The sequence below is a fragment of the Pseudomonas sp. S32 genome (genome assembly GCF_016648095.1).
GTDB classification, from domain to species: Bacteria; Pseudomonadota; Gammaproteobacteria; order Pseudomonadales; family Pseudomonadaceae; genus Aquipseudomonas; species Aquipseudomonas parafulva.
The window spans coordinates 1-13,671 of the sequence record NZ_JACVVF010000074.1 but is presented as its reverse complement, the minus strand read 5'-3'; the positions used below and the strand labels follow the sequence as shown (position 1 = coordinate 13,671).

The following is a 13,671-nucleotide window of genomic DNA, read 5'->3' as shown; positions in this document are numbered from 1 at the left end:
CGCCCAGGCGCAGCAACCTTCACGCCCTACACTTCGGCCATAACCTCCCCGGCACTGCGCAGATACGCTTCGTACAGCGCTGCATAAGCACCACTCCGCCCGATCAGGTCGGCATGTGCCCCTTGCTCCACCACCCGCCCATGCTTCACCACGGCAATGCGGTCGGCATCGCGGATGGTCGCCAGGCGGTGGGCGATGATGATCGCGGTCCGCCCCTGGCACAGCCTGCGCAGCGCACGCTGGATGCGCCGCTCGGTATGCACGTCCACTGCCGAGGTCGCTTCGTCCAGCACCAGTACCGCCGGGTCGGCCAGGTAGGCCCGCACCAGGCACACCAGCTGACGCTGGCCATGGCTCAGGTGTGCACCCAGCGGGCCGACTTCGGTGTGGTAGCGCTGCGGCAGGCGCTCCAGCACCTCGTCTGCACCCAGCTCACGGGCTGCGGCTACCAGTTGTGCATTGTCGGCAGCTGGAGCGGCCAGGCGCAGGTTGTCGAGGATGCTGCCGCTGAACAGTACGTTATCCTGCAGCACCACACCCACGTTGCGCCGCAGGTCGTGCTGGGCCAGCGCACGCAGGTCGATCCCGTCCAGCTTCACGGCGCCTTGCTGCACTTCGTAGAAGCGCGTCAGTAACTGCACCAGGGTGCTCTTGCCATGCCCGGAGGGGCCGACGATGGCCAGCACTTCACCGGCGCGGATCTGCAGGTCTAGCCCGTCGATCACCGGGCGCGAGCTGTTCGGCGTATAGGCAAAGCCAACCGCGTCGAAGTCCACCTGACCGCGCGCTTTGGTCAGCGCGTGAGGCGCTGGCGGGTCAAGCACTTGTGGGCGGGTGTCGAGCAGCAGGAAAATGCGCTGGGCTGAAGCGCTGCCGGTGGCGTAGCGCTCGAAAAGGTCCGACAGCTCTTGCAGCGGCCCGAGGAACAGAAACACGTAGAACAGGCTCTCGGCCACCTGGCCCACGCTGACCTTGCCCTCGGCCAAACCGTGAGCGCCGACCAATAACAGCACGGCCATGCCGGCGGTGCTGAGCAATGCGGTAAACGGGGCGAACCAGCCGGCGCGCAGGCTGCCGCGGATCAGTGCCTGGTTGAAGTCTTCCAGCAGGCGCCGGTAGCGTGCCTGGTTGGTCTGCTCCTGCCCGCATTGCTGGATCAGCCGCACCCCGCTCACACTTTCTACCAAGTGGGCGGTGAAGCGGCTGCGCTGCTCGGCCACCCTGGCCCAGTTGCGCTGCGACACCCTTTTAAAGCGCCAGGTGGCCAAGGCCAGCAACGGTACCGTGGCAACCAGGCTGTAGAAGAAGCTGGGGTCGATGCGCCACAGCATCACCGCTGCCAGGCCGCAGCGGAGCAAGGCGCCGAGCAACTCCGGCGGGCCTTGTACCAGCAGGGGCTCCAGCGCATCCACATCACGGTCGGCACGGGAAATGATACGCCCCGCACGGGTCTGGTCGAAGTAGCTCACCGACAACGCCTGCACATGGGCGAACACGTTCACCCGCAGTGCGTTGAGCACGCCGATCGCTGCGCGCCCGGCTATGAACTGCGACACCCCGGCCAGCAAAAATCGCCCCAGCCAGCTGGCGGCCAGCCCCAGGCCCAACCACAGTACCAGACGCTCGTCGAGCAGCCAGTGGTCGGCGCTGGGCATCAGGCCCTTGTCCAGCAGTTCCCGCACGAACCACGGGCGCAGAAACACGGTAAGTACCAGCAGCAGCTCGATGCCGATCACGGCAAGGATCTGCCCGCGAATGGGCTGCAAAAGCGGCAGTAAACGGTGGAACATGCCCCGGTCCAGCGCCTGGCGGGCCAGGCGTTGTTCGATGTCGATATCGCTGGCGGGGGAGTGCTGCACATCAGTCATGGTCGATCCCCAGCAAGTCGCGGTAATGGGCGTTGTTTTCGCACAACTCGGCATGGCTGCCGTTGGCAGTGATGCGGCCGTTTTCCAGCATCAGCACGCGGTCAGCCAGCAGCAGGGTGGAGAGGCGACTGGTGATCAGCAGCAAGGTTGGGCCTTGGCCGCTGGCGCTGTGCAGCCTGCGGATGTTGTGCAGCACCTGGCGTTCGCCCAAGGCATCCAGCGCGCTGGTGGCATCGTCCAGACACAGGATGTCGGGTGCGCCGAGCAACGCGCGGGCCAGGCACAGGCGCTGGCGCTGGCCGCCGGACAGGGTCACGCCGCGGTCGCCCAGCGGCGTGTCTAGGCCGTGGGGCAAGCGTTCCAGCACGTCCTCAGCAGCGGCCAGGCGCATGCCTTCACGCAACTGGGCGTCACTGGCCTGCGGTGCGGCCAGGCGCAGGTTGGCGGCCAGGCTGTCGGAGAACAGAAAGCTTTCCTGCGGCAGCACTTGCACGCGACGGCGCAGGTCGGCCAGGTCGAGGTCACGCACATCGCGCCAACCGGCCGTATCGCTACCGACCTGCACGCTGCCGTGCTGCACATCGGCCAAACGTGGCAGCAGGCTGGCCAGCAGGCTTTTACCCGTGCCGGTTGCGCCGACCAGCGCCACCACCTCACCGGGCAACAGGGTCAGCGAACAGTCCTGCAGGATGGGCCGGCCAGCCTCTGCTGCACTGACTTGCACCTGGTCAAGCTTCAGCCCCAACGGCCCTGCGGGCAGGGTGGCATGGCCGCCAGCGATGGCCGGGCGTTCGTCCAGCAGCTGCCAGATACGTTCGGCACTGGCGCGGGCATCGGCGAACGTCTGCATCACCCGGCCAATGCCTTCGATGCGGAACACCAGTGTGGTGGCCACCAGCAGCGAGGTGACCAGCTCACCGATGCCCAGTGCGCCGGCCGCTACGCGGTGGGCGCCGTACACCAGGATCCACACATGCCCCAGCGCCACCACCGCCTGCGGCAGCGGAATGCGCGAACTGGCGTAGGCAAGGGCGGCGCGGGCATGGCCGGTGAACACCTCGACCTGCCGGGCGAAGCGGGCAATGCGCTGCTGTTCCAGGCCAAATGCCTTGATCACCCGGACGCCACCGATGCCTTCGGCCAGGTCCTGACTGACCTGGTCATAGGCGGCGCCCACGGCGCGGTCCAGGGTGACCAGGCGATCAGTCTGCACCACGAACAGCCATAACCCGGCGCCGGTCAGCAGCAGTGGCACCAGCCCCAGCAGCGGGTCGTACCAACTCAACAGGCCCACCGCAACGATTACCACCAGCGGGGTTTCGATGATCTGCCGCCAGAAGGTGATCAGCGCGTCGCGCACTTTGTCGGCATCGCGGGTGGTGCGGGTGACCAGTTCGCCCATGCCATGGTGCCAGTGGTAGCCCAGGTGCAGGCGCTGCACCTGGCTGAGGATGCGTTCACGCAGGCGCGTGAGCAGGGCCTGGCTGAGCACCAGCGACAGCACGGCGGCGGCGTACTGCAGCAGGCCGCGGCCCAGGGCTATGGCCAGCAGCAGCCACAACCAGTGCCAGGCCACGCTGGCGTCCAGGCTGCCGTCGGCCAGGCGCAGCACGGCGCGGCCGGCGCTGACATCATCGACCGCATGGCCGATCAGCCACTGTTGCCAGGCCAGGCATAGGTTGCCGGCAATGTACAAGGCAGCGACCAAAGCAAAGCGCCAAGGCATTTCGCGGTAGATCGCCAATGCCCGAAGAAGCGGGTGGTTCATGTAGATGCTCGATCAGAATGCGACGCCGCCCTTGTAGGAGCGGCCTTGTGCCGCGAATGGGGCGCGACGCGCCCCCCGGCCCCAAATGGATTCAACGGCGTGTAGCGCCCTGGGTTTCCTTGGCATTGAGCACCGCCGTGTACTCCCCTGGGTCGGCCCCGTTCAGGTAGTAGTTGCCCACGTTGTGCAGCCGCCAGCGGATCGGGTCGTGGGTGGTGTGCACCCGGGCATTGCGCCAGAAGCGGTCGAGGTTCCACTTGCTCAGCGAAGCGCTGGCCCCCAGCAGCGAGAACAGGTCGCTGGAAATCTTCAACGACGCCGCATCGGAATGCGCACGGGCGGTGGCCACGGACAGGATCAGCTCATCCTGCAACGCTTTGTTCTCCGGGTCGCGCTCGTGGTCGTCGAACACCCGCGCCGCCTCGCGCAGTACCGACTCGGCGCCGCGCAGCGCCACGGCGTACTCACCGATCTGGCGAATGACATGCGGCTCGTCACTGGCGCGTTCGACGCCGCTTTCCACCCAGGCCCGGGCATGCTCGCGCAGGTACTCGACAGCCGCCTGCAATGCGCCAGCGGCGATGCCGGTATCGATGGCGGCGTGGAGGATCTGCGGGAAGGTCAGGCCGGTGCGCTTCATCGGCCCGCTGCGGCGGGTCAGGTAGCGCTCGTCGAGCACGATGTTGTCGAAGTTCACCGTGCCGCTCACCGAGTTCTGCTGGCCGAACGCCTGCCAGTCATCCACCAGGGTCAGCCCGGGGGTGTCGCGGTGCAGCAGCACGCCGACGCCGCCGTCTTCGCTGGCGGCGGTCAGCGAGATCCACTCGGCCAGGTAGGAACCTGTGGAGTAGAACTTGCTGCCGTTAAGTACCCACTGGCCATCGGCGCGGCGCTCGACGCGGGTCTTGAGGGCGAACTTGTTCTTGCCGCCGACTTCGGCCAAGGCGTTACCGAAGCGCTTGCCGGCGAGCACGTCGGTAATCAGCCGGTCGCGTACTTCTTCGGGGTAACCGGTGAAGATGCCGCGCAGCATCACGTTGTGAATCTGCAGCAACTGGCCGACGCCTCCGTCGGCGGTGGAGATCAGGCGCACGGTCTCGACCACGGTCTGCACCGAGGTACCGAGGCCGCCGAACTCGGCCGGTACGGCGATGGCGGTCAGGCCGCTGCTGGACAACAATTCGGCCTGGCGGAGGGGGAGCTGGCCATTATTGCGCGGGTTGGCGGCCAGCTCGGCGATTTGCGCGGCGACCTGGCGGGCGGTTTCGATGGCTTCGGTCTCGCTGGTGAGGCGGCGGGCAGGGGAAGGTTCTATGGCACTCATGGTGGGGTCTCGAATTGTCTGAAGAGGCCAGTGCGCCTGTTTCGCGGGTAAACCCGCTCCCACCGGAACCGCAGTGCATGAGCTTTGCGCGTTCCCTGTGGGAGCGGGTTTACCCGCGAATAGCCACACCGCTGTCCCAACGTCCTGAGCAATATCTTTGCCACCCCTTCTCAGGCCGCATCCTGCGTGGCTTTCACAGCATTTTGCTGCCTCAGCAGCAGTCATGTTGCTGATCTGGCAGCACCCCACCCGCAATCCTGCTCCAAGCCAAGCACCCAACCACCTGGCAAAACAAGTAATCCCAGGTAAATCAAGGCCTCCAGCGGTTGGCACGCACACTGCAATGGTGCTTGCACGACGCCCAAGGAGCCACCCCATGTCCCTCGCTACCCCCACAGTAAAACACCTCGCAGACGACCCCTGCGCCCTGGAACGCATCTGGTTCACCCGCTGCCCGGTGCCCACCGCCTCAGGCCTGGCCTACAAGCTCGGCTGGCTGGAGCAGGAGTTCGCTGCCGATGGCTTGCCCGTCTCGACCCTGCAAGAGGCCCGCCAGCTTGGCCATCACCACTACGATCACCAGCTGCCCGGGCTGTTTCGCGAAGGCGGCAACGTGCCTGCGCTGGCGGCACGTGCCGCCAGCTCGCCCAGCCGGCTGATCGGCCTGACCTGGATCGAAGAATGGCAAACCATCCTGGTTCGCCCGGAGTCCGGCATCCGCAGCGCCGCCGACCTGCGCGGCAAGCGCCTGGCGCTGCCGGCCTGGGGCGACAGCCGGCCGGGCAGCATTGCCCGGGCCATGAGCCTTCATGGTTACAAAGGCGCCCTGGCCTCGGCAGGCCTGCACCTGGATGACGTGCAACTGGTGGAAGTGGCACTGCTCGACCAGGCCACTGCCGCCACCCCGGAACTGGGCTTGCAGCGGCTATGGTCGGGGCTGGAATACCTGGCGCGCGGTGGAGTCGATGCGGTGTACGTGAAAGGCGCGGCCGCCGCGGATGCCGCACGTCGGCTGGGCCTGGTGGTCGGCGTCGACCTCGACCTGCTGGCCGACCCGCGCCACCGCATCAACAACGGCACCCCGCGACCGATCACCGTGCATCAACGCCTGCTCGACAACCATTTTGATCTGGTGGTGCGCTTTCTTGCCCAGACCTTGCGTGCCGCCGAGTGGGCAGCCGACAACCGCGCTGCGCTCAACAGCATCCTCGAAGAAGAAACCCGCGCGGGCAGCCAGGGCGTGGCCGAAGCGTACCGCGGTGATTTCCACACCACGCTGGCGCCGGACCTGTCCGCACAGCGCCTGGCCTTCCTCGGCGCCCAAAAAGATTTCCTGTACCTGCACGGCTTCCTCGAAGCCGATTTCGACATCGCCGACTGGGTCGACCCGCGGCCTCTGCAAGCTGCCCATGAACTGCTGGCCCACCGCCGCGCCTGACCTGACTGGAGATTGAACATGACCGTACTGATCAACGAACGCCCCGTCACTGCCGAGCTGCAAGCTTTCATCGACCAGGTGGTGGCCGAAGCCGAAGCGGCCTTCAGCGTATTTCGCGAAACCCACACCATCACCGCCAATGGCACGGTCGGCTTCATCGAGCGTGTGCCGGGTGAAGAGTTGCTGGTGTCGGTGAACTACGGGGGGCCGTGGAACCACCGCAAACCGCTGCAGGCCACCGTCACCGACTTTGCCGGCAACGTCATCGTCGGCAAGGGTAAAGGCGGCCTGGGCCGTTACACCAAGCTGTTCCAGACCCACCCCGACGTCACCACCGTGTCCCACGTGCACAGCCCGTACCTGGGCGCTTGGGCGCAAACCCATCGGACCTTGCCGTTCCACTACGTGCCGGTGCAGCGCTACCAGCTGGCTCGCGAGCTGCCGGTGTACATCGACCGGCGCCAGGCCGAGGTGGACTTCATCCTCGACAAGATCGCCGAGAACCCTTTCAACCTGGCCATCCTGGAAGCCAACGGCGGCTCCACGGTGTGGGGCAAGCAGGGGCTGCAGGCCACGGCAGAGTTCATCCTGTTGCTGGAGGAGGGCGCGCAGATCCAGTTGCTGGCCGATGCTTTGGGTGGGTCGCGGCCTTACGGGCCGGGTGTGTTGACCCAGCAGTGGAAGATGAGCGGGTTGTATGACCGTGCTACCGAATTGGGCCTGGTGCCTGGCATCGATCGGGGTAGCTGATTTCGGCGGCAATGCGCACCCCTGCCTTCCAATACAAGGACCTGACTCATGGCAGTAAAAATCCTCTGGTACCTGACCACCCCCGACGGCCCTTACCCTTGGGAGCCCAACGGCCGCTGGCACACCGATTTCGAACACCTCAAGCAACTGGCCATCGCCGCCGACCGCCTAGGCTTCTACGGCTCGCTGCTCGGCTCCAGCCCCAATGAAAGCCTGGCCGTATCGGCAGCGCTGATTGACGCCACCAAGCGCCTGCGCTTCCTGGTCGCCCAGCACCCAGGTGAGCTGTCGCCAGCGGTGCTGGCCAAATGGGCGCTCACCTTCGACCAGTTTTCCAACGGCCGGCTGCTGTTCAACGTGGTCAACGGCAACGACGCCGGCCTGGCCACGCTGGGTGTGCACTACCCGCACGATGAACGCTATGACTTCAGCCTTGAGTACTGGCGCGCCTTCCAAAGCTTCTACGCGGGCGAAACGGCGGGTTACGACGGCCGCTACGTCAGGCTGTCACCCCGTTCGCCCGCCGCTGCCCATCACCCGCTGGGCGGCTGGCACCCACCGAAGCAAAAGCCCGGCATCCCGCTGTGGGGCGCCGGCACCTCGGCACCGGGCGTAGCCCATTCGGTGCAGTTGCTGGACGTGTACCTGAGCTTTGCCGACACCCCGCAAAAGCTCGGCGACAAGTTCCGCCGGGTGGCGACCGAGGCGGCGAAGATCGGCCGCGAACTGACCTACGGCACCCGCCTGCAAGTGATCGTGCGCGAGACCGAGGAAGAAGCGTGGGCCCATGCAGAGCGCCTGTTGCAGCGCACTTCGCTGGCCACCGCGCGCGCAGCCATCGAACGCCAGTTGCCGCCCGGGCAAACCTTCGAGAGCTACGTCAGCGACGACCCGCGCATTCAGCGCAACCTCGACAGCATCCGCGCCGGGCGCCTGCCCACGGCCCGCGAGCTGGAGATCTACCCCAACGTCTGGCTGGGCCCCAGCCTGTTCGGCTTCAACATCCTCGGCCCGGCTGCCGGCACTTACCTGGTCGGCAGCGCCGAACAGGTCGCCGAGCGCATCCGTGAATACGAGGCCCAGGGCACGTCGGCATTCATCCTGTCGGGCTTCCCGCTGATCGATGAGGCGCACCGGGTGGCAGACCTGCTGTTCCCGCTGCTGGACCTGGACCATGGCTTCGAGGTGCCGCGCCTGGGCCCAGTGAGCAAGCCTGGCGTGGCGCAACCGGCGTAAGGAGAGGGTGATGAGCGAGCTGTTTTCGCGCCGGGTGTTTCTCGGCAACAGCCTGGCCGTTGGCGGCAGCCTGCTGCTGGGCAGCGGGCTGCTCAGCGGCTGCGACAGCGGCGCGCCGGCAACTGCCAGTGCAACGCTGCCGGGTTCGCCGGTGCGCGGTGGGCGCTTGCGGGTGGGCATTATCGATGGTGACCAGGCCGGCAACCTTGATGCGCACAAGCCGGTGGGCGGCGGCATCATCCGTGGCTGGGCGCTGTACGCCAAGTTCTGGGAATGGAACGCCGACGTCAGCACCCGCCTGGCACTCGCCGAGTTCGCCGAGCCGAATGCCGACGCCAGCGCCTGGACCATCCGCTTGAAGCCTGGGCTGGAGTTTCACCACGGCAAAAGCATCACCGCCGACGACATGCTGTTTTCCATCCTGCGCCTGACCGACCCGCAGCTAGCCTCGCCCTTCGCCGGGCTGGTCGGCGCTATCGATCGGCAGGCCCTGCGCAAGCTGGACGAGCGCACCATTGAAATACGTTTCAAGCAGGGGCAAAGCTTCTACCCGCTGGATGAAACGCTGATCAGCTTCGGCGGCATCGTGCCCACCGACTACCACCCGGTGACCAACCCGGTGGGCGCGGGGCCGTACCGGCTGAAAAGCTTCATACCTGGCCAGCGCTCGCTCTACACCCGTTTTGAAAACTACTACAAGCCTAACCGCCCCTATGCGGACGAGCTGGAAATCATCGAATTCAAGGACCAGGTGTCGCGGGCCGCAGCGCTGCGCGCCGGGCAGATCGACGTGGCCAGTGGTGTGCAGGCCGAGCACAGTGCGCTGCTCAAGGCCGACCCACGGCTGCGCCTGTATGCCTCGCCGAGCACCTCGTTCACCGGCTTCAACCTGAACCTGGCCAGGGCGCCGTTCCAGGACGTACGGGTGCGCCAGGCGTTCCGCCTGCTGGCCGACCGCCAGGAACTGGTGGCCCGTGGGCTCAATGGCTTTGGCCGGGTGGCCAACGACTTGTATTCGCCCCACGACCCCACCTACAACCACGCCATTGCCCAGCGCCCCTACGACCTGGACCAGGCCCGTTCGCTGCTGCGCCAGGCGGGGCAGGACGATTTGCGCGTCGAACTGACCACCACGCCGGGTCCCGGCGTCAACGCTGCGCTGGTGTTTGCCCAGCAGGCCCTGAAGGCCGGGGTGCAGGTTAAGGTCAATCAGGTGGACGGCTCGGTCTTCAACGGCCCGCAACGCGAGCAATGGCAGCTGTCGCCGGGTTCGACCCCGGCGCGTGGCTTTCTTGCCTCGGCGCTGCACAACGATGCACCGCAGGCCATCTACAACCGCAGCAACTTCCACGACCCGCGCTTTACCGAACTGTTCCAGCAGGCATTGGCCCAACCCGACCTAGCGCGGCGCACGGCCTTGGTCCATGAAGCCCAAACCATCCAGCACGAACGTGGTGGGTTGCTGATCTGGGGCTTTTCCGACGTGCTCGATGCTGCGTCGGCCAAGGTTGGCGGGCTTGCCCCGGAACAGACCACCTTCGCCTCCTGGCGCTTTGACGAACTCTGGTTGAACCCCAATGCCTGATCCTCGACACACGCCCCGCACGCCGGCCTGGCTGGCCTGGTTCATCGGCCGCCTAGGCTACGGGCTGCTGACCGCGTGGGTGATAAGCCTGGTGGTGTTCATCGCCACCCAGGCGCTGCCTTCGGACCCGGCGCGGGTGATCCTCGGCCCGGATGCGCCGCTGGAAAGCATCCTTACCCTGCAACGGCAACTGGGCCTCGACCAGCCGATTTTGGTGCAGTACCTGCGCTGGCTGGGCGCAGCATTGCGCGGGGACTTGGGCATTTCGCTGGACTCACAGGTACCGGTGGCGCAGCTGCTGTTCGGCCGCCTGGGCCACACCCTGGCCCTGCTGGCCGGGGTGTTGGCACTGGTAGTGCCGTTGGCCCTGCTGCTGGGGGTGAGTCTGGCCCTGCGGCGTGACAGCCGGCTGGACCGCTGGGGCCTGTCGGCGCTGATTCTGCTCAAGGCCACGCCGGGGTTTTTGCTGGCCATCGGCCTGGTGCTGTTGTTTTCCATGCCGGGCATGGGTTGGCTGCCGGCGGTGTCGATTCTCGACCCACAGTTACCGCTGTGGCAGCAGTGGCCGTCGCTGGTGCTGCCGGTGCTGGCCCTGAGCCTGACAGCGCTGCCGTACCTCACGCGCATGGTGCGGGCCTCGATGATCGAGGCGCTGGAGTCCGAGTATGTGACCGCCGCGCGTCTGCGGGGCATCCCTGAGCGGCGCATCGTCTGGCGGCACACGTTGCCCAATGCCCTGACCCCGGCGATCCAGGGCGTGGCACTGACCCTGCGCACGCTGGTCGGCGGTGCCCTGCTGGCCGAGGTGGTCTTCAGCTACCCGGGTATCGGCACGGCGTTGAACGCCGCGATCCAGATGCGCGACCTGCCGATGATCCAGGGCGTGGTGCTGGTCATCACCCTGGCGGTGGTGCTGATCAACCTGCTGGCCGACCTGCTGACCGTATTGCTCACCCCCAAGCTGCGCACCGCGCGCCGGGTGCGGATGATCCGCCGTATCCGGCGCGGCATTCGCCCTTGGTGGCGACGCGCGCGCAGCACCCCTGCCCAGGAGGCGACCCATGAGTGAAACCCGTTGGCTGGCCGACCCACAGGTGCGGCGTGGCGCCGTGATCACCTTGCTGGTGGCGCTGCTGGCCGCTTTCGGCCCCTGGCTGGCACCCCATGCGCCCACGGCGATGGTCGGGCCGGTGTACGGCCCCCCGGCTGCCGGGGCGCCGCTGGGGCACGATTTTCTGGGCCACGACCTGCTCTCGCGGTTGCTCAGCGGCGGCCTGTCGGTGCTGTGGATGTCGGTGGCAGCCGCCACCCTCGCATTGCTGGTTGGCGGCAGCCTGGGCCTGTTGGCCGGCTTCTCGCGCAGGCGCCTGGACCAGGCGATCAGCTGGGCGGCCGACGTGTCGCTGGCGTTCCCGGACCTGATCCTGGTGCTGCTGATCGTGTCCATGCTCGGCCGGGCGCCTTGGCTGATCGTGCTGACCGTGGCCATTGCCTTTACCCCGGGGGTTATTCGTCTGGCCCGCGGCAGTGCCGTGGCGGTGGCCGGGCAGGAGTACGTCGAGGCGGCGCAGATGATGGGGTACCCGCGTTGGCGCATCCTGTTTCAGGAAATCCTGCCGAACATCCTCACGCCCCTGCTGGTGCACTTCGGCAACATGCTGACCTGGGCGGTGGGGATGCTGTCCGGCCTGAGCTTTCTGGGCTACGGGGTGGCACCGCCGGCGGCGGATTGGGGCCTGATGATCAACGAAAACCAGGCCGGCCTGCTGGTGCAGCCCTGGGCCGTACTGGCGCCTGCATTGCTGATCGGCGTGTTTGCTTACGGCACCAACATCCTGGCCGAAGGGATTGGCCGGGCCAGTGCACGGATCGGGGAGAAGCAGCCATGAGCGCGCTGTTGAATGTGGCGAGCGAAGTGTTGCAGGTCAGCGACCTGCGGGTGGAGCTGGCCGGGCAGGTCGATGTGCTGGCCGAGGTGTCGTTCAGCCTTGCAGCAGGCGAAATTGTTGGCCTGGTAGGCGAGTCCGGCTCGGGCAAGACCACCTTGGCCACGGCGTTGCTGCGTCATGCCCGGCAGGGTGCACGTATTGTTGGCGGGCACGTGGTGGTGGCCGGGCAATCGCTGCTCGAACTCGAAGGCGAGGCCTTGCGCCTGGCCCGTGGCGGGCTGGTCGGCTATGTGGCCCAGGACCCGGCCACGGCGCTGAACCCTGCGCTGCGCCTGGGGGCCTTGCTGCGTGAGACCCTGTTGGCGCACCAGCCTGCATTGCCGCGTGAAGCGCTGCGCCAGCGTATCGGCCAAACCCTGCTGGATGTGGGGCTGCCTGATGATGACGCCTTTCTGCGGCGGTTCCCGCATCAACTGTCTGGCGGGCAGCAGCAGCGGGTGATGCTGGCGCTGGCGTTTGTCTTGCGGCCAAAGCTGATCGTACTCGACGAGCCCACCACAGCACTGGACGTGACCACCCAGGCCCACGTGCTGCAGACCGTCAAGCGCCTGTGCCGTGACCAAGGTGTGGCGGCGCTGTACGTCACCCATGACCTGGCGGTGGTGCGTGACCTGGTCGACCGGGTGATGGTGATGTACGCCGGGCGCCTGGTGGAAGTGGCCGGGCGCGAGGCGTTGTTCCGCGCACCGCTGCATCCTTACACCCGCGCCTTGCTCGCGGCCATTCCCGACATCGCCCGACGCCAGCCGTTGCAGGCGATTGCCGGGCATGCCCCGGCACCGGGGCAGCGCCCAGGCGGCTGTGCGTTTGCGCCGCGCTGCGGCAGGCGCCGTGCAGAGTGTTCAGTGATCGAGCCGTCTTTGCTGGCCGATGAAGGCGGGCATCGGGTGGCCTGCCTGGTGCCGCACCGGGAGCCGCTGCCCCTTGGTGAGGTGGCTGCCGAGGCTGTTGCGGCGCCGGGCGAAGCGGTGTTGCTGGACGTCCGCGAGCTGGATGTCGCCTACGATCGGCAGGTGTTGTTCGACGTTTCCCTGCGGGTGTGCCAAGGGGAGTGCCTGGCGCTGGTGGGCGAGTCAGGTTCGGGCAAGACCAGCCTGGCCAGGGCCATTGCCGGGCTGGGCGAAAACGTTCAGGGGCAAATGAGCTACGCCGGCGAGCCTTTGGCGTTTGCCGCGCGTGAACGCGATGCGCGCCTGCGTCACCAAATCCAGTACGTGTTCCAGAACCCCTATAGGGCCTTGAACCCACGGCAGACGATCGGGCAAACCCTCAGCGCGCCGTTGGCGCACTTTTTCGGGGTACGCGGTGCTGAAGCGCGTCAGCGGGTCGAGGCTGTGCTGGAGCGGGTGTCGCTGCCGGCGCGTGTGGCCGACTTGTACCCGCATAGTTTGTCCGGTGGCGAGCGCCAGCGCGTGGCGATTGGCCGGGCGTTGATCTGCGAGCCGAAGTTGCTGGTGTGTGACGAGATCACTTCGGCGCTGGATGTGTCGGTGCAGGCGTCGATTCTGGCGTTGTTGCAGCGATTGCAGGGGGAGGGGCTGACCTTGTTGTTCGTTACTCATGACCTTGGGGTGGTTCGGGCGATTGCCGACCGGGTGCTGGTGTTGCGCCAGGGGCGGGTGGTGGAACAGGGGGCTGCCGAGCAGGTGCTTGGGCGGCCGGTTGATGCGTATACCCGGACGCTGGTGGAGCATTCGCCCAGGTTGCGTGTTGGGCTCTAGGTGTATGCCTTGGGTTGTCTGGCGCCTGTGAC

The 13,671-nt window shown here is 66.7% G+C and carries 10 protein-coding genes; 7 read left to right on the top strand and 3 right to left on the bottom strand.

The features are described 5' to 3' along the window. Positions 1–26: 26 nt before the first annotated feature. The 3 genes from IAE38_RS22755 to IAE38_RS22745 form a co-directional block, all read right to left on the bottom strand. Complete coding sequence (locus IAE38_RS22755; RefSeq protein WP_201219419.1) at positions 27–1,868, bottom strand: ABC transporter ATP-binding protein; 1,842 nt, start codon at positions 1,866–1,868, stop codon at positions 27–29. Next, on the bottom strand, positions 1,861–3,636 hold the full coding sequence (locus tag IAE38_RS22750) for an ABC transporter ATP-binding protein (RefSeq protein WP_236404353.1): 1,776 nt from the start codon (positions 3,634–3,636) through the stop codon (positions 1,861–1,863). Before IAE38_RS22750 ends, IAE38_RS22755 begins: the two co-directional genes overlap by 8 nt. A 91-nt stretch (positions 3,637–3,727) precedes the next feature. Beyond that, positions 3,728–4,960 carry an acyl-CoA dehydrogenase family protein gene (locus IAE38_RS22745; protein ID WP_201219417.1) on the bottom strand — a complete coding sequence of 411 codons (1,233 nt, stop codon included), beginning with the start codon at positions 4,958–4,960 and terminating at the stop codon, positions 3,728–3,730. Positions 4,961–5,336: 376 nt separating this feature from the next. Between IAE38_RS22745 and IAE38_RS22740 the strand changes: the two genes are divergently transcribed. From IAE38_RS22740 to IAE38_RS22710, 7 genes are read left to right on the top strand one after another with little or no spacing between them, the layout of a single operon-like run. Next, a complete protein-coding gene (locus IAE38_RS22740; RefSeq protein WP_201219415.1) occupies positions 5,337–6,398 on the top strand; it encodes an ABC transporter substrate-binding protein in 1,062 nt (353 codons plus the stop codon). Positions 6,399–6,416: 18 nt separating this feature from the next. Continuing rightward, the gene (locus IAE38_RS22735; RefSeq protein ID WP_201219413.1) at positions 6,417–7,148 is read left to right on the top strand and encodes a class II aldolase/adducin family protein; all 732 of its coding nucleotides are present in this window, start codon (positions 6,417–6,419) and stop codon (positions 7,146–7,148) included. Between the two features lie 48 nt (positions 7,149–7,196). Then, positions 7,197–8,384, top strand: coding sequence for an LLM class flavin-dependent oxidoreductase (locus IAE38_RS22730; protein WP_201219411.1), 1,188 nt, complete (start codon positions 7,197–7,199; stop codon positions 8,382–8,384). Between the two features lie 10 nt (positions 8,385–8,394). Next, on the top strand, positions 8,395–9,969 hold the full coding sequence (locus IAE38_RS22725; RefSeq protein WP_201219410.1) for an ABC transporter substrate-binding protein: 1,575 nt from the start codon (positions 8,395–8,397) through the stop codon (positions 9,967–9,969). After that, on the top strand, positions 9,962–11,038 hold the full coding sequence (locus tag IAE38_RS22720; RefSeq protein WP_201163372.1) for an ABC transporter permease: 1,077 nt from the start codon (positions 9,962–9,964) through the stop codon (positions 11,036–11,038). Before IAE38_RS22725 ends, IAE38_RS22720 begins: the two co-directional genes overlap by 8 nt. Beyond that, positions 11,031–11,858, top strand: a complete 828-nt coding sequence (locus tag IAE38_RS22715; protein ID WP_201163371.1) for an ABC transporter permease — start codon at positions 11,031–11,033, stop codon at positions 11,856–11,858. The genes IAE38_RS22720 and IAE38_RS22715 overlap by 8 nt, the downstream gene beginning before the upstream one ends. Beyond that, on the top strand, positions 11,855–13,639 hold the full coding sequence (locus tag IAE38_RS22710; protein WP_201219409.1) for a dipeptide ABC transporter ATP-binding protein: 1,785 nt from the start codon (positions 11,855–11,857) through the stop codon (positions 13,637–13,639). Before IAE38_RS22715 ends, IAE38_RS22710 begins: the two co-directional genes overlap by 4 nt. Positions 13,640–13,671: the final 32 nt, after the last annotated feature.